Raw genomic sequence first — 23708 nt, forward strand, 5'->3', positions numbered from 1 at the left:
GTGGACGAACGCCTCGGCCAGATTGCCGTCCGCCCCGCGGGACCGGGACGGACGGCACTACCCGCAGGAGACGACGATGGACCAGGTGAGATGCGCCGCCCCCCTTCGTGTGCCGCGGCCGCACGGTCCGTGGCAGGGGGTGAAGGAGAACCTGACCGGGCTCGGCAACGCGGTGGTCCACACGACCTGGAGCGAATGGCTGCCCAGCGTGCTGACCACACCCCGGCTGCGCGAACTGCTCGGGCCGGACTGGGACCGCTACCGGCGTACCCCCGACGCCACCGTGCGCTACCGCTTCGCGGCCGCCCGGCTGCTCATCAAGTACACGGCGGCGGCGGCGCTCGGCATCCCGCCGGAGTACCTCGACCTGGCCTACCGGCTGGGAGGGCGCCCCTATCTGCGCGGCTTCGACCAGATCGAACTGAGCCTGTCCCACACCGGCGACCTGATGGCCGTCGGACTGAGCCGCACAGGCCGGATCGGTGTGGACGTGGAGCCGGCCGGCCGCAACGTACGGCTGGAGCTGCTGGAGGCGCAGATCCTGACCCCGGCCGAGGTGGCGGAGATCGCCGGTCTGCCGGAGGCGGAGCGGGTCCCGTACGCGCTGAAGCTGTGGACCCTCAAGGAGGCGTACAGCAAGGCGCTCGGGCAGGGGCTGCGGCTGGGCTTCAAGGAGTTCGGCTTCAAGGAGTCCGGCCCGACGGGCGCACGGCTGCACGCCGCGGACGGCAGCGCGGCGACCCGGGGGGAGTGGGGATTTGCCACGCATCCGGTGATGGGCCGCTACCTGCTGAGCACGGCCTGCCACGACGCGGGGCTGTACACCGCGGACGACACATCGGTGGGGACCATGCTCGACCAGGGGTTCCTGTCGGCGATGAACCAGAGCGCGAGCTGACCCGCGGCCCCGGGGCCGGGGCTCGAGGTGCTCTGCGGCGGACTTCGAGGCGTACCAGCGCCCTGCCAGGTCCCCGGCAGCGGGTTGCTCCACAGTGGAACCGGGAGCACCGCGCCCTCGGGCGCCCGCTCTCCGGGTCCTCCGGCGTTCCGGGCGCCCCGCAGCCGATGATCCGCACCGGAGGAGGGCGACCCCATGGCCAGGCCGAGCCGCCCGCGCGCGGGCCGGGGACGAGGCGGTCGCCAGGCAGACTCCGCCCTGCCGCTGACCTGGTGGCAGCACGACCTGCTGCTGGACTCACTGGAGCACCGCGGCACCGGACGCCACGTCGAGCAGCTGTCCTGGCGCTGGTGCGGACCGCTGGACACCGAGCGGTTCACCGCGGCCTGGCAGTCCGTCACCGACCGGGAGACGGTGCTGCGCGCCGCCGTCGACTGGGAGCCGTGGCCGCGCGTGGTCCTGCACGACCGGGCCGCCCTCGAGGTCGTACGCCACCGGGCCGGCGGCGTCGACTGGGACGAGCTGGTGGAACGCGACCGGCTGCGCGGCTTCGACCTGCGCGGCCCCGGACCGCTGCGGGTCACCCTGGTCGACGACCCGGCGCCCGCCGCGCCCGCCACGCGCGTGCTGCTCACCTTCCACCACGCACTGCTGGACGCCTGGAGCGTGTTCGTCCTCCTGGACGAGTTCTACCGGGCCTATCTGGCCGGCGGCGCGCTGCCCGGAGGGGAGCGGCGGCCCGACATCCGCGACTGGGCCCGCTGGCTGGAGCACCAGGACCCGGGCCCGGCACGGGAGTTCTGGACCCGGACGGTACCCCAGGGCGCGCCTGCCGTGCTGCCCGCCGCGCCCGGCCCGGACACCCTGGAGAGCGGCTGCGGCCGCGCCGAGGCGCGCCTGTCGGCCCAGGAGGCCGAGCGGCTGTACCGCTGGGCCGCGGCCCAGGCGGTGCCCGACTCCAGTGCACTGCAGGCGGTCTGGGCGATGCTGCTGTATCGCGGCGCGGGCCTGAGCGGCCCCGCGCAGGTCGGGTTCGGCGTCACCGTTTCGGGGCGCGGCATCGCCCTGGAGGCCGTTGAGCGGCTGCCCGCGCCGATGCGCAACTGCCTGCCGATGTCCGTCCAGGTCGATCCGGCGCACCGGCTGGGGCGGCTGCTGACGGCGCTGCGCGACCGCGCGCTGGACATGGCGGCGTACGAGTGGGTCTCCGCCGGGCAGATCCACGAGTGGACCGGCCGGGCCACGGGCGGCGGGCCGCTGCTGGCGAGCCTGGTGGCCGTCGCGAGCGTGCCGCGCCCCCCGCGGGAGCTGCGCGCCGATCTGGCCGACCACGGCGTGCGGCTCGAGCCGCTGCACGCGAGCGGTGCGCACACCGCCTTCCCCGTGGCCCTGCTCACGCAGCGCGGGCCCGACGGCTCGCTGACGCTGACCGCCGCGCACGACCGGTCCCGGATGTCCGGAGCCGACGCGGTCCGTCTGGTCGGCCACTGCGCGCGGCTGCTGCGCGAACTGCCCGCCACCGGCGCCCGGACGACGCTCGCCCAGGTGCTCGCCGTCCTCGAAGGGGACGAGCCGCCGCGGATCGCCCGGCGGCGCGGCTCCGCCGCTCAGCGCGCGGCCCGCTTGCGCCTTCACTCGATCGGTGAGCGATCCGACGTCGAGTGGATCCCTAGTGGGTCTTGACACCGTGGGGCGACTCATCGTGAAGGAGCCGCCCATGTTCACCTACGACATCAGGCAAGATTTCCGGGAGGTCGAGATGTTCTTCTTCGGCTTGGTCCCGATGGGGCTCGCGCCGCCGCTGCGGCTGGCCGGTGTGGACGAGGACGACACGGAGTTCCTCGAGGAGTCCACCATCGTCCGCGGTATCGACTAGGACCTGTCCGGCGGATCATGCCCCGGACCCGGGGTGCGGATCGGGCCGTCGGCCGCCCCGTCGGCCCGCCCCCCCCCGGGGGGCCATGGCCGAAACCGGATGGTTCCCGGCGGAACCCGATCCATCGCACAGCGCCGCTCCAGCCCCGGCCGAGCGGTCTTTTGCACGCTGCCCGCCCGGACCCGGGCCGCCCGGTGGAGCGGGTCGGTCACCGCCGGGTCCGCCCCCCCCGTGCCCGGCAGCGCCGTCGGCCCCGCCGCGGCCGTCGAGCACCGGCGAGAGATGAAGGAATCACCCGATGTCGCTGTCGAAGCAGCGCGCCGGCGCACCGAGGGTGTCGCCCTCGGTCGAGGCGTTTCTCAACGACCCCGAGCACGTGGGCGTGCTCACCACCGCCAGGCCCGACGGGACGCTGCACACGGCGCCCGTACGGTTCACCTGGGACAGGACGGCCGGCCTTGTCCGGGTCCTGACCGTCGCCTCCTCGCGCAAGGCGCGCAACCTGCTGACCGACCCCGGCGGCCGGGTGGCGATCTGCCAGGTGCAGGGCTTCACCTGGGTCACGCTGGAGGGCTCCGCCACGGTGGTGCGCGAACCCGGGCGGGTGGCCGAGGGAGTCAGACGGTACGCCGAGCGGTACCGCTCGGCGCCGCCGGACCCGCCCGGCCGGGTGGTGATCGAGATCGAGGTCGACCGGGTACTGACCCTCAACACCTGAGCGGTACCCGCGCACCACCGCGGCCCCGGCACCCGAGCGCGCGGCGGCAGCCTTCCCGGCTGCGCCGCGCGCTCACCCGTGTCGCGCGCCTACGCGAGGGGCGGGGGAGTGCCGTCCGCCCACAGCAGGCGGAAGGACAGCAGGGCCAGCCGCCACCCGACGGGGGTGCGCAGGGCCTCGCCGTCGACGAAGGTGCCGGTGGTGAACAGCGGCGCGAGCACGCCCTGCGGCGGGACGTGCCGCGGGTGGTGCACGTGGGTGGAGATCAGGTTGGCGCGCAGGGCGGCCCGATCCCCGTCCAGGACGACCACGGCCGGGGAGCCCAGGTGCTGGGTGGCGGCGAAGGACGACAGGGCCTTGCGGTGGAACCCGGCCATGCCCTCGGCGCCCTCGTGCCGGCTCATCGGCGGGAAGGCCACCACCGCGTCCGGGGTGAACAGCTCCGCCGCCCAGGCGTCGTCGAGTTCTTCGTCGTCGAGGGAGACCAGATAGCGGTTCAAAAGGGCCGCCACAAGAAGGCTTGCGGTGCCGGATTCCTCGAGGATTTCGGTGGAGGTCATCCTTGAGAATGCGCCTTGTCTGTCCCGTCCGGGCAACCCCGCCTGACAAGGATCTGACATTGCTGACGCTTTCCTGTCATTGATTGTCGAAGGTCTGTATCGATCCGTCTTTACGCCCCGCCCGGATCCTCGTGATACTGGCCGAACACCAGTGGGAAGAGGCGGGATGAGCACCTTTGATGCAGATGCCATTGTCGTGGGAGCCGGGCCCACCGGACTCATGCTCGCGGGCGAGTTGAGGCTCAATGGAGCCTCGGTGATAATCCTTGACAAACTTGCCGAGCCGATTATGGAATCCCGGGCGCTCGGCTTTTCCGCGCGGACCATCGAGGAATTCGCCCAGCGCGGCCTGATCGCCCGCTTCGGCGAGGTCGGCGTCATTCCGGTCGGCCACTTCGGCGGCGTCGGGCTCGACTACCAGGTGCTCGAAGGCGGCTCGTACGGCGCCCGCGGCATCCCGCAGGCCCGTACCGAGGGCATCCTCGGCGGCTGGGCGCGCGAACTGGGCGCCGAGGTCCGCCGCGGCGTCGAGGTCACCGGCCTGGCCCAGGACGCCGAGGGCGTGACGCTCACCGCGCAGGGCGCCGACGGCACCCTCACCCTGCGCGCCCGCTACGCGGTGGGCTGCGACGGCGCCCGCAGCATCGTGCGCAAGCTCGCCGGCATCGACTTCCCCGGTACCGAGCCGGCCATCGAGCTGCGCTTCGCGGACGTGGCCGGTGTACCGCTGCGCCCGCGCTTCAGCGGCGAGCGCGTCCCCGGCGGCATGGTGATGGTCATCCCCATGGGCCCGGACCGCAGCCGCGTCATCTACTTCGACAGCGCCGAGCCTCTGCGCAGGAGCCCCGAGGCGATCACCTTCGAGGAGGTGGTCGCGTCCTGGCAGCGCCTGACGGGCGAGGACATCAGCGACGCCACGCCGCTGTGGGTCAGCTCCACCACCGACAACAGCCGCCAGGCCACCGCGTACCGGCGCGGCCGGGTCCTCCTGGCCGGTGACGCCGCGCACATCCACCTGCCCATCGGCGCGCAGGGCATGAGCGCGGGCATCCAGGACGCGGTGAACCTCGGCTGGAAGCTCGCCCTGGACATCCAGGGCCGGGCGCCGAAGGGCCTGCTCGACACCTACCACACCGAGCGGCACCCGGTCGGGGCCCGGATCCTGACCAACACGCTCGCCCAGCGCATCCTCTACCTCGGCGGCGACGACATCACCCCGATGCGCGAGGTCTTCACCGAGCTGGTACAGAACCACGAATCGGTCCGCCGCCACCTCGTCGGCATGGTCACCGGCCTCGACATCCGCCACGACGTCGGCGCGGGCGACCACCCGCTGCTCGGCCGGCGCCTGCCCGAGAGGGAACTCCTCGTCGACGGCGAGAAGACCTCGGTCTTCGCGCTGCTGAACGCCGGCCGCGCCGTGCTCCTCGAACTCGGCGCCGACCACGGCCTGAGGGAGGCGGCCGCCGGCTGGGCCGACCGCGTCGAGGCGGTCCGCGCCGACCAGCCCGACTGCGACGCCCCGGTGGACGGCATCCTCGTCCGCCCCGACGGCTACGTCGCCTGGCTCGCGCCCGAAGGCGCCGGCTCCCAAGGCCTCACCGACGCTCTCACCCGCTGGTTCGGTCCCGCCAACTGAGCGCCTTTTGGTCCCGCTCCGTCCGTACCCTCCACAGGAAGCGAAGAAGAATGCCTTTCATCTCCCTTGAGGACAAACACCTGACCGTCCTCAACCTCTTCACCACCGACACGCCTGAGAAGCAGGACAGCCTGATCGAGGAGATGCGGAAGATCGTCGACGCGGCGACGTACGACGGCTGGATGAACAGCACCGTGCACGCGGGCGTCGACAGCCTGGGCACCGCCAACTTCATCCAGTGGCGCAGCGGCGAGGACCTGGAACGGCGGTACGAGGGCGAGGAGTTCAAGCACCGCACCCTCCCCGTCTTCGGCGAGATCACCACCTCGATCAAGCTGCTGCAGAACGAGGTCGCCTACACGCTGACCTCGGGCGCCCTCGAGGGCAGGGTCGAGGTCGGCCCGCACCGCGACGACTACACCGTCCTCGGCGTCTTCTCCGTGACCGACGACGGCCAGGACGAGGCCATCGACGCCCTCGGCAAGGGCCAGGACTTCTTCGCCGAGGTCCCCGGCTTCCGCTCGCACGTGGTCCTCAAGGGCCTGCGCGCCCGCGGCCTGGACGGCAAGTTCGTCGTCTCCTACTCGCAGTGGGACAGCAAGGAGGCCTTCGACTCCTACCGCGACCAGGCCCCGGAGCAGCAGTCCGCCGCGCGCAAGGAGGCCCAGAACCGCATCCGCGCCGTCTCCACCGGCGCCCCGTACATCAACTCGTACACCGTGGTGCACTCCCGCTCCGCCGGCGAGTGAACCGGCGCGCTTTTTACGGCGCGACGCACCGCAATACCCCGGACGCCCGGCACCCCGCTCAGGGCGCCGGGCGTCCCGCGTACGTGCCCCCCCGTCCACGAGAAGGCGCGCTGTGCACCCGCTCCGGCGGAATTCGAGAATCCCCCGTGCGGCGCGCTATCGCCGGGCGGGACCGTCAAGCCAGTGGCGAATTCAGGCCGCCACACAGGCCGCGTCTGCACCGCGCTCTCCCGCGCACACGCTGAGGAGCCAAACCTTATGCACAGCACGTTGATCGTCGCCCGGATGGCAGCAACCTCGTCCGCCGATGTGGCAAAACTGTTCTCCGAATTCGACGCGACGGACATGCCCCGGCGCATGGGAACGCGGCGCCGCCAGCTGTTCTCGTACCGGGGCCTGTACTTCCACCTCCAGGACTTCGACGAGGACAACGGGGGCGAGCTGATCGAGCAGGCGAAGGGCGACCCGCGCTTCGTCGGGATCAGCCAGGACCTCAAGCCCTTCATCGAGGCCTACGACCCCAAGACCTGGCGTTCACCGGCCGACGCGATGGCCGCGCGCTTCTACAACTGGGAAGCGTCCGCATGACCCGCCGACGCGTCGTCATCACCGGAATCGAGGTGCTCGCCCCCGGTGGTGTCGGCAAGGAGAGGTTCTGGAACCTGCTGAGCGAGGGCCGCACCGCCACCCGGGGGATCACCTTCTTCGACCCCGCCCCCTTCCGCTCCCGGGTGGCCGCCGAGATCGACTTCGACCCGTACGCCCACGGGCTGACCGCGCAGGAGGTGCGCCGCCTGGACCGGACCGCGCAGTTCGCGGTGGTCGCCTCGCGCGGCGCGGTCGCCGACAGCGGCATCGAGCTGGGCGGGATCGACCCGCACCGCATCGGTGTCACCGTGGGCTCCGCGGTCGGCGCCACGATGAGCCTCGACGAGGAGTACCGGGTCGTCAGTGACGGCGGCCGGCTCGACCTGGTCGACCACGCCTACGCCATCCCGCACCTCTACGACCACATGGTGCCGAGCTCCTTCGCCACCGAGGTCGCCTGGGCCGTGGGCGCCGAGGGCCCCTCCACCGTGGTCTCCACCGGCTGCACCTCCGGCCTCGACTCGGTCGGCTACGCCGTCGAGCTGGTCCGCGAGGGGTCGGCGGACGTGGTGATCGCGGGCTCCTCGGACGCCCCCATCTCCCCGATCACGATGGCCTGCTTCGATGCCATCAAGGCCACCACCCCCCGCCACGACGATCCGCACAGCGCCTCGCGCCCCTTCGACGGCACCCGCAACGGGTTCGTACTGGGCGAGGGCACCGCCTTCTTCGTACTGGAGGAGCTGGAGAGCGCCAAGAAGCGCGGCGCGCACATCTACGCCGAGATCGCCGGCTACGCCACGCGCTCCAACGCGTACCACATGACGGGCCTGCGCCCCGACGGCCTGGAAATGTCCGAGGCCATCGACATCGCCCTCGGCGAGGCCCGCATGAACCCCCGGACCATCGACTACATCAACGCGCACGGCTCGGGCACCAAGCAGAACGACCGGCACGAGACGGCCGCCTTCAAGCGCAGTCTCGGCGACCACGCCTACCGCACGCCGGTCAGCTCCATCAAGTCGATGGTCGGGCACTCGCTCGGCGCGATCGGCTCCATCGAGATCGCCGCGTCCGCCCTGGCCATGGAGTACGACCTCGTACCGCCCACGGCCAACCTGACGACGCCCGACCCCGAGTGCGACCTCGACTACGTCCCCGTCACCGCGCGGGAACAGCTGGTCGACGCGGTCCTCACGGTCGGCAGCGGATTCGGCGGCTTCCAGAGCGCCATGGTGCTGGCCAGCCCGGAAAGGAATCTCGTATGACCGCGTCGGTAGTGGTCACCGGCCTCGGCATCGCCTCCCCCAACGGGCTGGGTGTCAAGGACTACTGGTCGGCGACTCTTGGCGGAAAGAACGGCATCGGCCGGATCACCCGCTTCGACCCGTCGAGTTACCCCGCCCGCCTGGCGGGCGAGATCCCCGGCTTCGTCGCCGAGGACCATCTGCCCTCCCGCCTCCTGCCGCAGACCGACCGGGTCACCCGGCTCGCGCTGGTGGCCACGGACTGGGCACTGCAGGACGCGGACGTCGACCCCGCGCAGATGTCCGGGTTCGACATGGGGGTCATCACGGCCTCGGCCGCGGGCGGCTTCGAGTTCGGCCAGGGTGAGCTGCAGAACCTGTGGGGCCGGGGCAGCCAGTACGTCTCGGCGTACCAGTCCTTCGCCTGGTTCTACGCCGTCAACAGCGGCCAGATCTCGATCCGCAACGGCATGAAGGGCCCGGCCGGCGTCGTGGTCAGCGAGGGAGCCGGCGGCCTCGACGCCGTCGCCCACGCCCGCCGCCAGATCCGCAAGGGCACCTCGCTGATCGTCACCGGAGCCGTCGACGCCTCCATCTGCCCGTGGGGCTGGGTGGCCCAGCTGTCCACCGGCAAGCTGTCCACCAGCGACGAGCCCGCCCGCGCCTACCTGCCCTTCGACCGCGACTGCCGCGGCTACGTGCCCGGCGAGGGCGGCGCGATCCTCATCACCGAGGACGCCGACGCGGCGCGCGCCCGCGGCGCCCGCAGCTACGGCGAGATCGCCGGCCACGGCTCGACGATGGACCCCAGGCCCGGCAGCGGCCGCGACCCGGGCCTGCGCAAGGCCATCGAGCTCGCCCTCGCCGACGCGGGCGCCGACCCCGGCGACATCGACGTCGTCTTCGCCGACGGCGCCGGCGACCCCGAGCCGGACCGCATCGAGGCCGAAGCGATCACCGCCGTCTTCGGAGCCCGGGCCGTCCCGGTGACCGTGCCCAAGACGATGACCGGACGCCTGTACTCGGGCGCGGCCCCGCTGGACCTGGCCGCCGCCCTCCTCGCCATCCGCGACGGGGTCATCCCGCCCACCGTGCACGTCGACCCGTGCCCGGACCACTTGCTCGACCTGGTCCTGGACCAGCCGCGCCCGGCATCGGTGCGCAGCGCGCTGGTCCTGGCCCGCGGCAGCGGCGGGTTCAACTCCGCCATGGTCGTGCGCGCCACCGAGTAGGGCGGCCTCGTCCGCACGTACGCCACCACCCACGCAGCACCACTGAGGAAAGGGACTTCCACCATGGCCATCAAGGCGTTCACCCTCGACGACCTCAAGCGCATCCTGAAGGAGGCCGCGGGCGTGGCCGACGGCGTCGACCTGGACGGCGACATCCTCGACACCGAATTCGAGGTGCTCGGCTACGAGTCCCTCGCCCTGCTGGAGGCCGGCAGCCTCATCGAGCGCGAGTGCGGCATCTCCCTCGACGAGGAGGCCGTCAACGACGCGCACACGCCGCGGACCTTCATCGACGTCGTCAACATGCAGCTCGCGCCTGCCACGGCTGCCTGAAGGGATCCGGACATGACCCAGCACGCCACCCCCAGGGTCGCCGTCGTCACCGGCGCCACCAGCGGCATCGGCCTCGCCTCGGCGCGGCTGCTCGCCTCGCAGAACCACAAGGTGTTCATCGGCGCCCGCAGCGCCGACAACATCGCCGCCACCGTCAAGGAGCTCCAGGCCGAGGGCCTGGACGTGGACGGCGCGGTCGTCGACGTCCGCGACACCGCCTCGGTGGACGCCTTCGTCCAGGCCGCCGTCGACCGCTTCGGCACCGTCGACGTCGTGGTCAACAACGCCGGCCGGTCCGGCGGCGGACCGACCGCCGACATCACCGACGAGCTGTGGCAGGACGTCATCGAGACGAACCTCAACAGCGTCTTCCGCGTCACCCGCGCCGTGCTCGGCACCGGCGGCATGCGGCACAAGGACCGCGGCCGGATCATCAACATCGCCTCCACCGCGGGCAAGCAGGGCGTCGTCCTGGGCGCTCCGTACTCCGCCTCCAAACACGGCGTCGTCGGTTTCACCAAGGCGCTGGGCAACGAGCTGGCCCCCACCGGCATCACCGTCAACGCCGTCTGCCCCGGGTACGTCGAGACCCCGATGGCCCAGAAGGTCCGCCAGGGCTACGCGGCCGCCTACGACACCTCCGAGGACGCCATCCTCGAGAAGTTCCAGGCGAAGATCCCGCTCGGCCGCTACTCCACCCCCCAGGAGGTCGCCGGCCTGGTCGGCTACCTGGCCTCGGACACCGCCGCCTCCATCACCTCGCAGGCGCTCAACGTCTGCGGCGGCCTGGGCAACTTCTAGGTCGTGTCCGCAAAGTCGAGGAGCAGGCGGGACTTTGCGGACACCGCCCAGCAGGGCCCGCCCCCACGCACCCCCGAACACCACCTGAGGAGAACCCGTCATGACCACGCGTGAGGTCGAGCACGAGATCACCGTCGGCGCCCCGGCCGCCGCCGTGTACCAGTTGCTCGCAGACGTCAGCAACTGGCCGCGCATCTTCCCGCCCACCATCCACGTGGACCGGGTCGAGGCCCAGGGCGCCGAGGAGAAGATCCGGATCTGGGCGACCGCCAACGGCCGGCCGAAGAACTGGACCTCGCGCCGCACCCTGGACCCGGCCGGCCTGCGCATCACCTTCCGCCAGGAGGTCCCGGCGGAGCCCGTCAAGCACATGAGCGGTACCTGGATCATCGAGCCGCTCGGCGAGGCAGAGTCCCGCGTCCGGCTCTTGCACGACTACAGCGCCATCAACGACGATGCGCACGACCTGCTGTGGATCGCGCAGGCGGTGGACAAGAACAGCACCTCCGAGCTGGCCGCGCTCAAGGTCAACGTCGAGGCGGCGCACGCCGCGCAGACCGAGGAACTGACCTTCTCCTTCACCGACACCGTCCAGGTCGCGGGCTCCGCCAAGGACGTGTTCGACTTCATCAACGAGGCCCAGCTGTGGGCCGAGCGGCTCCCGCACGTGGCCGTGGTGCGCCTCGAGGAGGACACCCCGGGCCTGCAGGAACTGGAGATGGACACCCGCGCCAAGGACGGCTCGGTGCACACCACCAAGTCGTACCGGGTGGTCTTCCCCCACGACAAGATCGCCTACAAGCAGGTCACCCTGCCGGCCCTGATGACCCTGCACACCGGCGAGTGGACGTTCGTCGAGACCGACGAGGGCACCACCGCGTCCTCGCAGCACACCGTCAGCCTCAACACGGAGAACATCGCGCGCATCCTCGGAGACGAAGCCACCGTCGCCGACGCCCGCGCGTACGTGCACACTGCACTGTCCACCAACAGCTGCGCCACCCTCGCGCACGCGAAGGCCTACGCCGAGTCGAAGGCATCCTGAGCATGGCGCCCGACCTTGCAACGGGCGGTGCCGAGCCGGCACCGGACGGCGCGGGCCGCCCGGACCGGCTCGGCACCGAGGTCCTGGTCGTCGGCGCCGGCCCCGTCGGGCTGATGCTCGCCGCCGAACTTGCACGCGGCGGCGTGGACGTGGTCGTGGTCGAGAAACGCAAGGCCCCCTCCACCGAGTCCCGCGCTTCCACGCTGCACGCCCGCACCATGGAGATCCTCGACGCGCGCGAACTGCTGCCCGACATCGGCACACCGCCCCACGAGCCGCGCGGCCACTTCGGCGGCCTCCCGCTCGACCTCAACCTGCCCAGCACCCATCCGGGCCAGTGGAAGGTGCCGCAGACCAGGACCGAGGCGGTCCTGGAGGAGTGGGCGATCTCGCACGGCGTCGACATCCGGTGCGGCCACGAACTGGTCGCCGCCGGCGAGGTCGGCGAGTACGTCGAGGCCGAGGCCCTCGGACGGGACGGAGTCCTGCGGCTGCGCGCCCGCTACCTGGTCGCCTGCGACGGCGAGGACAGCACCGTACGGCGGCTGACCGGGGTGGACTTCCCCGGCCACGACGCCGGCCGGGAACTGCTGCGCGCCGACGTCGAGGGCATCGACATCCCCGACCGGCGTTTCCAGCGCCTGGAACGGGGGCTGGCCATCGCCTGGCGCAACGACAAGGGCGTCACCCGCGTCATGGTCCACGAGTTCGGATCGACGGCCGGCCCGCGCACCGCAAACGCTCCGTTCGAGGAGGTCGCCACCGTCTGGAAGCGGGTCACCGAAGAGGACATCAGCGGCGGTACCCCGCTGTGGGTGAACTCCTTCGGCGACGCCTCCCGGCAGCTCGCCTCCTACCGGCACGGGCGCGTCCTGTTCGCGGGGGACGCCGCCCACCGGCAGATGCCGGTCGGCGGCCAGGCCCTCAACCTCGGCCTGCAGGACGCCTTCAACCTCGGCTGGAAGCTCGCGCTCACCGTGCGCGGACAGGCTCCCGAGAGCCTCCTGGACACCTACCACCAGGAGCGGCACGCGGTCGGCCGCCGGGTCCTGGCGAACATCGAGGCCCAGACCCTGCTGCTGCTCGGCGGCCCCGAGACGGAGCCGCTGCGCGCGCTGGTGGCCGAGCTGACCGCCCTGGAGGAGGTACGGGCCCACCTGGCCGGGACGATCAGCGCACTCGACGTGCGCTACCCGGTGCCCGGCCCCGCGCACCCGCTGCTCGGCGCCCGGCTGCCGCACACCCTCGTACGGTCCGGCGGACGCGAGCTCGGCAGCACCGCCGAGCTGCTGCGCGCCCGCGGCGGTCTGCTGCTCGACGTGGACCGGACCGGCGTACGGGTGCCCGCCGGCTGGGCCGACCGGGTCACCGCGGTCGCCGGCGACCCGGAGCCCGGCTCGCTCCCCGGTGAGCCGGGGGCCGTTCTCGTACGGCCCGACGGCCACGTGGCATGGGTGGGCCGGGACGAGGACGGGCTGGCCGAAGCCCTCGACCGCTGGTTCGGCCCGGCCCGCCCACCGACCCCCTGAGCGTCCCCGGACCGGGGCACCTACGCGATCCCCCCACGAGTGCGTCCCCACGTGTACGTCCGCACCCCGCCGCACACCCACCCACCACCCACTCTCCAGTGATCCCCACTGTCAGGAAGGACACCCCATGCAAGGGAGCGAAGGGACAGCGGCGGACACCGACGTCATCGTCGTCGGCGCCGGCCCGACCGGACTGATGCTCGCAGGCGAACTGCGCCTGGGCGGAGCCCGCGTCGTCGTGATCGAGAAACTGGCGGCGCCCACCGGACAGTCCCGCGGCCTGGGCTTCACCGCCCGTGCCATGGAGGTGTTCGACGAGCGCGGGCTGCTGCCCCGATTCGGCCAGGGCGAGACCCTCGCCACCAGCCCCGTAGGACACTTCGGCGGGGCCCAGTTCGACTTCACCGTCCTTGAGGACGCCCACTTCGGCGCCCGCGGCATCCCCCAGGGACAGACCGAGGCCGTGCTGGAGGGCTGGGCCGCCGAACTCGGCGCCGACATCCGGCGCGGCTGGGAGTTCGTCTCGCTCGCCGACGGCTTCCTCGACGGAAACCACGTCGAGATCACCGTCCGTACACGCGAGGGCGACGAGCAACGGCTGCGCGCCGCGTACCTGGTGGGCGCCGACGGCGGCTCCAGCCGCGTCCGCAAGGCGGCCGGCTTCGAGTTCCCGGGCACCGACGCCACCCAGGGCATGTACCTCGCCGACGTCACCGGCTGCTCGCTGCGGCCGCGGTTCCTCGGCGAGCGCCTGAGCAACGGCATGGTGATGGCGGCCCCGCTCGCCGAGGGCGTGGACCGCATCATCGTCTGCCCCGACGGCCGGCCGGCGCACGACCGCGAGCGGACCGTCACCTTCGAGGAGGTCGCAAAAGCCTGGCAGAGCATCACCGGCGAGGACATCTCGCACGGTGGCGCCGACTGGGTGTCCTCCTTCACCAACGCCACCCGCCAGGCCCGCGAGTACCGGCGGGGCCGGGTGTTCGTGGCCGGCGACGCGGCGCACATCCACCTGCCGGCCGGCGGCCAGGGCCTGAGCACCGGCGTGCAGGACGCGGCCAACCTCGGCTGGAAGCTGGCCGCCGCGGTCCGCGGCGACGCCCCCGCGGCGCTGCTGGACACCTACCACGCCGAGCGGTGGCCGGTCGGCCGCCGCCTGCTGGCCAACACCCGTGCCCAGGGGATCGTCTTCCTCGGCGGCGCGGAGTCGGACCCGCTGCGCGAGCTGCTGGGCGAGCTGGTCCGGTACGACGACGTCAAGCGGCACCTGGCCGGAGCCGTCAGCCACCTCGACATCCGCTACGACCTCGGCGCGGACGAGGACGCCCACCCGCTGGTCGGCCGACGCATGCCGGCGCGGCTGCTGGCCGGCGCCGACGGCGAACAGCGCACCGCGCGACTGCTGCACCCGGGCCGGGCCGTACTGCTCGACTTCGCCGACGATGCCCGGGCACGCCGTACGGCAGCCGGCTGGCAGGGCCGCCTCGACGTTCACACCGTGTCCGCCAAGCCGGCCGACGGCCCGGACGCACTGGCCGGCGTCCCCGCGCTGCTGCTCCGTCCCGACGGGTACGTGGCCTGGGCCGGCGAGCCCGCGCAAGGGCTCGCGGCCGCGCTGGAGCGGTGGCTGGGAGCCGCTTCCGCCTGACCACCCCGGGGCGCCGCAGCCCCCGCCCCGCCGGACGGCGGGGCGGGGGCTGCGGCATGCGGGGGCGGCGCACGGGGCGGGCACGCGCAAAGCCCCGGCTCCGTGTCGGGGGAAACACGGAACCGGGGCGGCTCAAGGACGGCGCGTCAGACCGCGACGGCCTCCACGACCGAGACGGCCGCAGCGGTCTCCACGACCCGCTCCAGCCTGAACCCGGCCTTCGCCACCAGCTCCGCGTACTGCGACCGGGTGCGCTCCTTGCCGCCCACGAGCAGCAGCAGCCACAGGTCGACGAGCTTGCCGGAGTGCGGCTCCTCACCCTCCGGGACCACCATCTCCACCAGCAGCAGCTTGCCGCCCGGCTTGATCGCGGCGCGCACGTTGCGCAGGATCTGCAGGGCCTGCTCCTGCGGCCAGTCGTGCACGATGTGCTTGAGGACGTACGCGTCCGCACCCGACGGCATCGGCTCGAACAGGTCGCCGTCGGCCAGGGTCACACGGTCCGCGACACCCTGCGCCGCCAGGAACTGAGCAGCGCCGTTCACGGCGATGCGCGGGTCCGAGAGGATGCCCTTGGTGTCGGGCGCGCTGTTGAGGATGCCGGCCAGCAGCCCGCCGTCGGCTCCGCAGAAGTCCAGGACCGTGCCGAACTGCGAGAAGTCGTACGCGGCGACGACCGGTGCGGTCTCGGTGGAGGACATGTTGCCCATCCCGCCGATGAACACCGCACCGTATTCCGGATTGCGCGTGAGGTATTCGAAGGCGCCCATGCCGCGCCGCTTCGGCAGGCTCGGCTCCCCGGTCCGCACCGAGTCCAGGAAACCGCTCCAGTCGTCCCAGTGCGTCGGGTGGCCCATCAGCACGCACAGGTCGCGCATCGTCACCGGGTGCTCGGCGCGCAGCGCGTCGGCCATCGGGGTCAGCGCCCACAGGCCGTCGTCCTGGCGCGTGAACACGCCCTGGGAGGCGAGCAGGCGCAGCACCCGGCCCAGCGCCTCGGCATCCGCGCCGACCTCGGCGGCCAGGTCCTCGATCGGTCGCGGACCGGCCTGCAGCGCCTCGGCCACGCGCAGTTCGGCGGCGGCGTACAGGGCCTGGGTCACCATGGAGCCCATGGCCAGTTCGAGCAGGGCGAACGGGGGCGGGGCCAGCTCCCGGACCTGCTTCTGCAGGTCCGCCCGGGCCTTCTCCGCGGCGCGGACGACTTCGGGGGGCGGTACAGCGGACATGTGGTTCCTCCATGACAGAAGAGCGAGAACTCCGTCCCAACCGCCGGAAGGGACCCGTCCCGCCACGGTAAGGACGAGGGATGGACCCGCCCTGGAAAGCGACTTGTACCTGTCTGGAGCGGGGCGGACGCCTCGCACGCCCCGGGAGTTCCGCCACGGCCCCGGACGGCCTTGGCCCAGAACCGCTCGGCGCCCGCTCGACGTGGACCGGAGACCGGTTCGTTCAGGACGAGGCACTCGGCATCCTGGGCCCGGCACCGCGTTGCGCAGTCCGACGCCCCTGGAGGCCGTCCGTGTCCGTCCGTACCGAGCCCCCCTCGCCAAAGACCGGCGCGCCGTGCGCACCCCGCCCCGGAACACCCTCCCCGGCCGGCCCGCCGACGCCACGGCCGCCGAACTCGCCTTCGCCCGCCACCTGCTGACGGAGCACGGCCCGAAGAAGCTGCCGTGACCACCGTCCCCACCGCCCCGCAGGCGGCCCCGCCGCACACCGGCAGTCGCCTCACGCGGGTGAGAAACGGACCTCGAGGATCGCCTGAGCGATCCTGCGGTCCCGCTGCACCGCCCCTCGACCCCCCTGGTCTTTTCTGAGGATCAAACCGTCTGCATGGAGGAATCGAAATGGCAAAGAGCGCGATCATCGTGGGCGCCGGGCCGGTCGGTCTGATGCTCGCGGGTGAGCTGCGGCTCGGCGGCGCGGACGTCGTCGTCTACGACAGGCTGCCCGCCCCCAGCGGCGAGTCGCGCGGCCTGGGGTTCACCAGCCGTACCGCGGAGGTCCTCGACCAGCGCGGGCTGCTCGGCAGGCTCGGCGACATCCGCTGGGGCAAGCAGGGCCACTACGGCGGTATCCGCATCGACTTCTCCCTCCTGGACGAGAGCCACTTCGGCATCATGGGCCTGGCCCAGTCCGTCACCGAGGACATGCTCGGCCGCTGGGTCGACGAGCTCGGCGTCGAGGTGCGCCGCGGCTACGACCTGACCACCCTGACCGAGACCGAGGACGGCGTGGTCCTCGGCTTCCAGGGCCCCGACGGGTACACCGAGGCCACCGGCACGTACGTCATCGGCTGCGACGGCGGCAAGTCCACCGTGCGCATCCTGGCCGACATCGACTTCCCCGGCGACGAGGCCACCCGCGGCATGTACCTGGCCGACGTCGTCGGCGCGGACCTGCGCATGAGGCCCATCGGCGAGCGCATCGAGGGCGGCGGCATGGTGCTGTCCGTCACCCTGGAGCCGGGGGTGGACCGCATCGTCATCCACGAGCCCGGCGTCCGCCCGCACCACGGCGAGGGCGAGCTGGAGTTCTCGGAACTCGCCGACGCCTGGCAGCGCATGACCGGCGAGGACATCCACGGCGCCTCCGCCTCCTGGATGTGCGCCCTGACCAACGCCACCGGCCTGGCCGCCCAGTACCGCAAGGGCCGCGTCCTGCTCGCCGGCGACGCCGCCCACGACCACGCCCCGCTCGGCGCCCAAGGCGTCAGCGTCGGTCTCCAGGACGCCGTCAACCTCGGGTGGAAGCTCGCCGCCGTGCTCGGGGACCGGGCGCCCGAGTCCCTGCTCGACACCTACCACACCGAGCGCCACCCGATCGGTGAGCAGCTGATGCGCGACGTGCACTCCATGTCGATGCTGTACCTCGCCGGCGAGGAGATGGAGCCACTGCGCGCCGTCGTGCGCGAACTCGTCACCCTGCCCGAGGCCGCCCGGCGGCTCGCGGGCCGCGTCTCCGGCCTGCACATCAAGTACGACATGGGCGCCGGGGGACACCCCTTCCTGGGGCTGCGGCTGGACCCGCACCGAGCCGTCGAGCGCGCCGACGGCAGCCGCACGAAGGTCGCCGAACTCCTGCACCAGGGCCGCGGCGTGCTCATCGTCACGGACGGGGACGGCGGCCCGGCCGAACTCGCCGCCCGCTGGGCCGACCGCGTGGACGTCATCACCGGCGCCTGGGCCGACCAGGAGGCCGACCACCCGGGCGCCCCACAGTCCGTGCTGGTCCGCCCCGACGGCCACATCGCCTGGGCGGCGCCGGCGGGCGGCGACCTCGAAGCCGCCCTCACCCGTTGGTTCGGGACGCCCGCGGCCGTTCGACAGCCCGCCGCATGACACCCCGCTCCACCCCGCACCGGGCCGGAGCCGATCGGCCGGTACCTGCCGGTCTTCTTCGGCCGGCCACCGCCGACCTGGCGCTGCCCCCTGCGCGGCAGCTCTGATGTTTGAGGAGTAGGACATGGCAAAGGGCGCGATCATCGTCGGCGCCGGGCCGGTCGGGCTGATGCTCGCCGGCGAACTGAAACTGGGCGGCGTGGACGTCGTCGTCCTCGAGAAACTCCCCGCGCCCAGCGGCGAGTCCCGCGGCGTGGGCTTCACCCGCCGCGCGGCCGAGGTCTTCGACCAGCGCGGCCTGCTGGAGCGCTTCGGCGACGTCGAATGGGCCCAGGGCCACTTCGGCGGGGTCCACATCGACTTCTCCAAACTGGACGACAACCACTTCAGCGTCCGCGGCATCCCGCAGTTCCGCACCGAGGAGATCCTCGAAGGCTGGCTGAAGGAACTGGGCGTCGAGATCCGCCGCGAACACGAGGTGCTCGGCTTTCGCGAGAACGAGGACGGCGTCGTCGTCGAGTATGAGGGCCCCGCCGGCCGCGGCGAGGAGAGCGCCGGCTACCTGGTCGGCTGCGACGGGGCGCGCAGCATCGTCCGCCGACTCGCCGGCATCGACTTCCCCGGCTGGGAGCCCACCCGCGGGATGTACATGGCCGACATCGTCGGGGCGGACGTACGCCAGCGCCCCATCGGCGAGCGCGTGCCCGGCGGCATGGTCATGGCCTTCGACCTGGAGGACGGCGTCCACCGGATCGTCATCCACAACGAATCGCTGCGGCCGCCGGAGGACAAGAGCGGCCTCACCTTCGAGACCATCGCCGACGCCTGGCAGGACATGACCGGCGAGCGCCTGCACGACGCCGAGGTCCGCTGGGTCAGCTCCTTCACCGACACCACCCGCCAGGCCGCCCAGTACCGCAAGGGCCGGATCCTCCTGGCCGGCGACGCCACCCACATCCACATGCCGGCCGGCGCGCAGGGCATGAGCGTGGGCGTGCAGGACGCGGTCAACCTCGGCTGGAAACTGGCGGCCACCATCAACGGCTGGGCGCCCCAGGGACTGCTCGACACCTTCCAGTCCGAGCGGCACCCGGTCGGGGAGCTGCTCATGCGCAACACCCGCGCCCAGACCAAGCTCTACCTCTCCGGCGAGGAGATGGAACCGCTGCGCGCGGTCATGCAGGAACTCGTCCAGGACGCCGCGGTGGCCCGCCACCTGGCCGGCCAGGTCTCCGGCCTCGACGTGCGCTACGACGTCGGCCCCGGCAGCCACCCGCGGCTCGGCCTGCGGCTGCGCCCCGACACCCCGCTCAAGCTCACCGACGGCAGCCCCGCCACCGTGCGGGACCTGCTCAAGCCGGCCCGCGGCGTGCTGTTCGTGACCCCCGCGGCGGCCGACTCCGACGCGCTGCGCGCCACCGCGGCGCGCTGGGGCGACCGGGTGGACACGGTCACCGGCGACTGGGCCCAGGGCGAGCAGATCGCACCGGACGCCCCGCACGCGCTGCTGGTCCGCCCCGATGGCTACATCGCCTGGGCCGCCCCCGACGAGGCCGGCCCGCACGAGGCGTTGGAGCGCTGGTTCGGAGCCGTCTGAGCGAGTTCTCCGGCGGCGATCCGCCGTCTGCACGCTGGAGGCGGCGGCCCCGGCGCGGCCCCGGCACCCAGGCGGCCCCGGCACCCAGGCGCGGCCCCGGCCCGGCCCGAGAGCACCCCCCGCTCCACGCGAGGGGTGTTCCTCGCGTGTCACGGCGCCCGTCCGCGTGCCCGACCGGCCCGGACGGCGTCCGAGACCGGTCCAGGACCGGTCTTCCACCCGGATCCGAGCACTGGTTGAGCGGCGGGACCGACCGTTGGCGGACACCACCCTGACCCCCGGGGCAGGCCGGGCAGGCACACCGGCGGGGCCGACGCGTCGGCCCCGCGGTCCAGCCGTCCCCCGTCTCCTGAGCGGAGTGCTTCGTGACTAGCGGACGTATGGAAGTGTGCCTTGTCGGCGCCGGACCCCGCGGGCTGTCCGTACTGGAACGACTCTGTGCGCAGGAGCGGAAGTCCCCCCGCTGGGACCGGCTGACCGTGCACATCGTGGAACCGGACCCACCGGGCTCCGGCCGGGTCTGGCGGCCCTCCCAGTCCCGGCACCTCCTGATGAACACCGTCTCCTGCCAGGTCACGGTCTACACCGACGCCAGTGTGGCCATCGAAGGGCCGCTGGAGGAAGGCCCGAGCCTTTACCAGTGGGCCAAGGCGCTGGGCCCCAGCGCCCTGACGCCCGGAACGGGCACGCCGTACGACGACGAGACCCTCGCCGAGGCCCGGGACCTGGGGCCGGACACCTACCCCACCCGCGCGTTGTACGGCCAGTACCTGACCTGGGTGTTCGGCCGGGTCACCGCGAGCGCGTCCACGAACACCACCGTCCGTGTGCACGCCTCGCGCGCCGTGGCCCTGGAGGACGCCGAGCCCGGCACGGGCCCCGGCGGGGCGCAGACCGTGCTCCTGGAGGACGGCACCCGGCTGACGGGCCTGGGCGCGGTGGTGCTCGCGCAGGGCCACGTGCAGGTGCGGCCGACCGACGGGGAGCGGGAGTTCGCCGCGTACGCCGCCCGGCACGCACTGACCTACATCGCGCCGAGCAACCCGGCGGACGTCGACCTGTCCGCCGTCGCCCCCGGCGAGACGGTGCTGCTGCGCGGCCTGGGCCTGAACTTCTTCGACTACATGGCGCTGTTCACGCACGCCCGCGGCGGGCTGTTCGAACGCGTCGACGGCCGCCTGGTGTACCGCCCCTCGGGCCGCGAGCCGCGGCTGTACGCGGGCTCCCGCCGCGGCGTGCCGTACCAGGCGCGCGGCGAGAACGAGAAGGGCGCGCACGGCCGCCACCACCCGCGGCTGCTGACCACCGATTTCGTGGCGTCCCTGCGCGCCCGGGCACGGGGCGGGGAGCCGATCCGCTTCGGCACCGAACTGTGGCCGCTGATCTCCAAGGAAGTACGCACCCTCTACTACGAGACGCTCCTCGCGCAGCGCGCGGAGCCGGCCGCGGTGGCCGCCTTCGCAGAGGCGTTCCTGCAGGCAGCGGACGACGAGGCCGAGGACCTGCTGCTCGGCGCGGCCGGTATCGGCAACGGCGAACGCTGGGACTGGGACACGGTCGCCCGGCCGTACGACAAGCAGGTCCTGCGGGACCTGGCCTCCTTCCGCGGCTGGCTGCGCGGCTACCTCGACGAGGACGTGCGCCGGGCCCGGGAGGGCAACGTCGGCGGCCCGTTCAAGGCGGCCCTGGACCTGCTGCGGGACCTGCGCAACGAGCTGCGCCTGGCCATCGACCACGGCGGCCTCGACGCCGACTCGCACCGCGACGAACTCGACCGCTGGTACACGCCGCTCAACGCCTACCTGTCGATCGGCCCGCCGGCCTCCCGCATCGAGGAGATGGCCGCCCTGATCGACGCGGGCATCCTCGACGTGACCGGTCCGGGGCTGCGGGTGGCCACCGACCCCCTCGACCCCGCGGGCGCGGCCTTCGTCGGCACCTCCCCGGACCTGGCCGACCTGCGGGTGCGGGCCACGGTGCTGATCGAGGCCCGACTGCCGGAGATCGACGTGCGGCGCACCGCCGATCCGCTCATGGACCGGCTGCTGAGCACCGGTCAGGCCCGGATCCACCGCATCGCGGGCGCGGACGGCTCGTCCTACGAGACCGGAGGCCTGGCCGTCTCGCAGCGCCCGTACCACCTGCTCCAGGGGCAGGGGGTGCCGCACCTCAGACGGTTCGCGTACGGGGTGCCCACCGAGGGCGTGCACTGGGTGACCGCGGCCGGCATCCGGCCGGGCGTGGGCTCGGTGACGCTGGAGGACTCCGACGCCATCGCGGCGGCGGTGCTGGCGCTGCCGGAGCCGCGCCCCGCGCTGCGGCTGCCCGGGACGCCGCAGGCCGCGGCGGGGCCGGCGATGTCCGGCAACGCGGGTGCGGGAGCGGTTGCGTGAACCGGGTCGCCGTCCGCACCGCGGGCCCGGACACGGGGCTGCTGTCCCCGGTCCGGGCCGGCACGCCCGTCGAGGCTGCCGTCGCCGACGGCAGCTGGGTCCAGGCGATGCTCGACGCCGAGGCCGCGCTGGCCCGCGCCCAGGCGCGGTGCGGCACGGTCCCGCCGGCGGCGGCCGCCGCGATCACCGCCGCCGCCCGGGCCTCGGACTTCGACACCAGGGAGCTGGCGCTGGCCTCGCGGGAGACCGCCAATCCGGTGGTGGGCCTGGTCGCGGCCCTCACCGCGCGGGTCGCGGCCCGCTCACCGGAGGCGGCCGAGTACGTGCACCGCGGCTCCACCAGCCAGGACGTCTTCGACACCGGCGCGATGCTGGTGGCCACCCGGGCCCTGCGGCTGATCGTCGCGGACCTCAGGACGGTGGCCGACGCCCTCGCCGGCCTGGCGGCCGACCACCGGGACACGGCGATGGCGGGACGCACCCTCGCCCTGCACGCCGTACCCACCACCTTCGGGCTGAAGGCGGCGGGCTGGCGCCAGCTGGTCCTGGAATCCATCGAGCGCCTGGAGCGGCTGGCCGAGGGCGGCCTGCCGGTCTCCTTGGGCGGCGCGGCCGGCACCCTGGCCGGCTACCTCCAGTACGCGGGCGACGGCGCCGAGGCGGCGACCGTCCTGGCCGAGCTGGTGGACGCCTTCGCGGACGAGACCGGGCTGGCCGCACCGGTGCTGCCCTGGCACGCGCTGCGCACGCCGGTCGCCGACCTGGGCGCGGCCCTCGCGCACACCACCGGGGCACTGGGGAAGATCGCCGTCGACGTGCTGGTTCTGGCCCGCACCGAGATCGGGGAGCTGGCCGAGCCGGCGGTGGCCGGGCGGGGCGCCTCCTCGGCGATGCCGCACAAGCGCAACCCGGTGCTCTCGACGCTGATCCGCTCCGCCGCCCTCCAGGTCCCGGCGCTGGCCGCCGTCCTCGTGCAGTGCCTGCCGCACGAGGACGAGCGGTCGGCGGGGGTCTGGCACGCCGAGTGGCAGCCGCTGCGCGAGGCGCTGCGGCTGACCGGCGGGGCCGCGCACACCGCCGTGGAGCTGGTCCGCGGGCTCACCGTGCGCCCCGAGCGGATGGCGGCCAACCTGGAGGCCACCGGCGGGCGGCTCGTCTCCGAGCGCGTCTCCGCCGTGCTCGCCCCGAGGCTGGGCAAGGTGGCCGCGAAGGAACTGCTGACGCGGGCGTCGCTGCAGTCGGCCCGGACGGCCCGCCCGCTGGCCGCCGTGCTGGCGGAGTCCGACGCGCTGCGGGGGGTGCTCACGCCCGCGGAACTGACCGCGCTGCTCGACCCGGCCGGTTACACCGGTGCGGCCGGGCCGCTGGTCGACCGGGCGCTGGCCCTCGGCCGCTTCGACGCCGATACCTGAGGGACTGTCCGCACGGTCCCGCCCGCCCCGCGCCCGGCTGTTCCTCCTGGACGGTCGAAACGACGCAGGAGCAGCGCGGATCCCGGACCTCTGGTACCG

At 73.1% G+C, this 23708-nt stretch carries 20 protein-coding genes; 18 read left to right on the forward strand and 2 right to left on the reverse strand.

Features of this window, described 5'->3' with window-relative positions:
• Positions 1-76 precede the first annotated feature (76 nt).
• The 4 genes from ACFYW7_RS33820 to ACFYW7_RS33835 all read left to right on the forward strand — a co-directional run bounded on the left by ACFYW7_RS33820 (position 77) and on the right by ACFYW7_RS33835 (position 3492).
• Positions 77-898 (forward strand): 4'-phosphopantetheinyl transferase family protein, encoded by an 822-nt coding sequence (locus tag ACFYW7_RS33820; RefSeq protein ID WP_389509496.1) that lies wholly within the window; start codon positions 77-79, stop codon positions 896-898.
• 195 nt (positions 899-1093) lie between these two features.
• On the forward strand, positions 1094-2581 hold the full coding sequence (locus ACFYW7_RS33825) for a condensation domain-containing protein (RefSeq protein WP_389509498.1): 1488 nt from the start codon (positions 1094-1096) through the stop codon (positions 2579-2581).
• Between the two features lie 34 nt (positions 2582-2615).
• Positions 2616-2774, forward strand: a complete 159-nt coding sequence (locus tag ACFYW7_RS33830) for a hypothetical protein (protein ID WP_389509500.1) — start codon at positions 2616-2618, stop codon at positions 2772-2774.
• A gap of 298 nt (positions 2775-3072) precedes the next feature.
• Positions 3073-3492: a pyridoxamine 5'-phosphate oxidase family protein gene (locus ACFYW7_RS33835; RefSeq protein ID WP_389509502.1), complete on the forward strand. Its 420-nt coding sequence runs from the start codon at positions 3073-3075 to the stop codon at positions 3490-3492.
• An 89-nt stretch (positions 3493-3581) separates the two neighbouring features.
• Here the strand turns inward: ACFYW7_RS33835 and ACFYW7_RS33840 are convergent, their stop codons facing one another.
• Positions 3582-4052, reverse strand: coding sequence for a nuclear transport factor 2 family protein (locus ACFYW7_RS33840; protein WP_389509504.1), 471 nt, complete (start codon positions 4050-4052; stop codon positions 3582-3584).
• A 166-nt stretch (positions 4053-4218) separates the two neighbouring features.
• Here ACFYW7_RS33840 and ACFYW7_RS33845 point away from each other — a divergent pair, with 166 nt between their 5' ends.
• The 10 genes from ACFYW7_RS33845 (at position 4219) to ACFYW7_RS33890 (ending at position 14863) form a co-directional block, all read left to right on the forward strand.
• Complete coding sequence (locus tag ACFYW7_RS33845) at positions 4219-5691, forward strand: FAD-dependent monooxygenase (protein WP_389509506.1); 1473 nt, start codon at positions 4219-4221, stop codon at positions 5689-5691.
• Between the two features lie 50 nt (positions 5692-5741).
• Entirely contained in the window at positions 5742-6440 is a 699-nt protein-coding gene (locus ACFYW7_RS33850) for an antibiotic biosynthesis monooxygenase family protein (protein ID WP_389509508.1), read from the forward strand.
• 258 nt (positions 6441-6698) lie between these two features.
• Positions 6699-7028 carry a TcmI family type II polyketide cyclase gene (locus ACFYW7_RS33855; RefSeq protein WP_389509510.1) on the forward strand — a complete coding sequence of 110 codons (330 nt, stop codon included), beginning with the start codon at positions 6699-6701 and terminating at the stop codon, positions 7026-7028.
• A complete protein-coding gene (locus ACFYW7_RS33860; RefSeq protein ID WP_389509512.1) occupies positions 7025-8296 on the forward strand; it encodes a beta-ketoacyl-[acyl-carrier-protein] synthase family protein in 1272 nt (423 codons plus the stop codon). The genes ACFYW7_RS33855 and ACFYW7_RS33860 overlap by 4 nt, the downstream gene beginning before the upstream one ends.
• Positions 8293-9507 carry a ketosynthase chain-length factor gene (locus ACFYW7_RS33865; protein WP_389509514.1) on the forward strand — a complete coding sequence of 405 codons (1215 nt, stop codon included), beginning with the start codon at positions 8293-8295 and terminating at the stop codon, positions 9505-9507. The genes ACFYW7_RS33860 and ACFYW7_RS33865 overlap by 4 nt, the downstream gene beginning before the upstream one ends.
• A gap of 63 nt (positions 9508-9570) precedes the next feature.
• On the forward strand, positions 9571-9840 hold the full coding sequence (locus ACFYW7_RS33870) for an acyl carrier protein (RefSeq protein WP_389509516.1): 270 nt from the start codon (positions 9571-9573) through the stop codon (positions 9838-9840).
• A 12-nt stretch (positions 9841-9852) separates the two neighbouring features.
• Positions 9853-10641: a 3-oxoacyl-ACP reductase FabG gene (gene fabG / locus ACFYW7_RS33875; protein WP_389509518.1), complete on the forward strand. Its 789-nt coding sequence runs from the start codon at positions 9853-9855 to the stop codon at positions 10639-10641.
• 100 nt (positions 10642-10741) lie between these two features.
• Positions 10742-11686, forward strand: a complete 945-nt coding sequence (locus tag ACFYW7_RS33880; protein WP_389509520.1) for an aromatase/cyclase — start codon at positions 10742-10744, stop codon at positions 11684-11686.
• 2 nt (positions 11687-11688) lie between these two features.
• Positions 11689-13215: an FAD-dependent oxidoreductase gene (locus tag ACFYW7_RS33885; RefSeq protein ID WP_389509523.1), complete on the forward strand. Its 1527-nt coding sequence runs from the start codon at positions 11689-11691 to the stop codon at positions 13213-13215.
• A 127-nt stretch (positions 13216-13342) separates the two neighbouring features.
• Positions 13343-14863, forward strand: a complete 1521-nt coding sequence (locus tag ACFYW7_RS33890; protein ID WP_389509525.1) for an FAD-dependent monooxygenase — start codon at positions 13343-13345, stop codon at positions 14861-14863.
• A 146-nt stretch (positions 14864-15009) separates the two neighbouring features.
• Here the strand turns inward: ACFYW7_RS33890 and ACFYW7_RS33895 are convergent, their stop codons facing one another.
• Positions 15010-16092: a methyltransferase gene (locus ACFYW7_RS33895; RefSeq protein ID WP_389509527.1), complete on the reverse strand. Its 1083-nt coding sequence runs from the start codon at positions 16090-16092 to the stop codon at positions 15010-15012.
• Between the two features lie 621 nt (positions 16093-16713).
• Here ACFYW7_RS33895 and ACFYW7_RS33900 point away from each other — a divergent pair.
• The 4 genes from ACFYW7_RS33900 to pcaB all read left to right on the forward strand — a co-directional run bounded on the left by ACFYW7_RS33900 (position 16714) and on the right by pcaB (position 23609).
• Positions 16714-18207 (forward strand): FAD-dependent monooxygenase, encoded by a 1494-nt coding sequence (locus ACFYW7_RS33900; RefSeq protein WP_389509529.1) that lies wholly within the window; start codon positions 16714-16716, stop codon positions 18205-18207.
• 124 nt (positions 18208-18331) lie between these two features.
• Positions 18332-19804, forward strand: a complete 1473-nt coding sequence (locus tag ACFYW7_RS33905) for an FAD-dependent monooxygenase (protein WP_389509531.1) — start codon at positions 18332-18334, stop codon at positions 19802-19804.
• Positions 19805-20169: 365 nt separating this feature from the next.
• Positions 20170-22197 (forward strand): FAD/NAD(P)-binding protein, encoded by a 2028-nt coding sequence (locus ACFYW7_RS33910; protein ID WP_389509533.1) that lies wholly within the window; start codon positions 20170-20172, stop codon positions 22195-22197.
• Positions 22194-23609 (forward strand): 3-carboxy-cis,cis-muconate cycloisomerase, encoded by a 1416-nt coding sequence (gene pcaB, locus ACFYW7_RS33915; protein WP_389509536.1) that lies wholly within the window; start codon positions 22194-22196, stop codon positions 23607-23609. The genes ACFYW7_RS33910 and pcaB overlap by 4 nt, the downstream gene beginning before the upstream one ends.
• The last annotated feature ends 99 nt before the right edge of the window (positions 23610-23708 follow it).

Source organism: Streptomyces sp. NPDC002580, from assembly GCF_042889485.1.
In the GTDB taxonomy this organism is placed as follows: Bacteria; Actinomycetota; Actinomycetes; order Streptomycetales; family Streptomycetaceae; genus Streptomyces.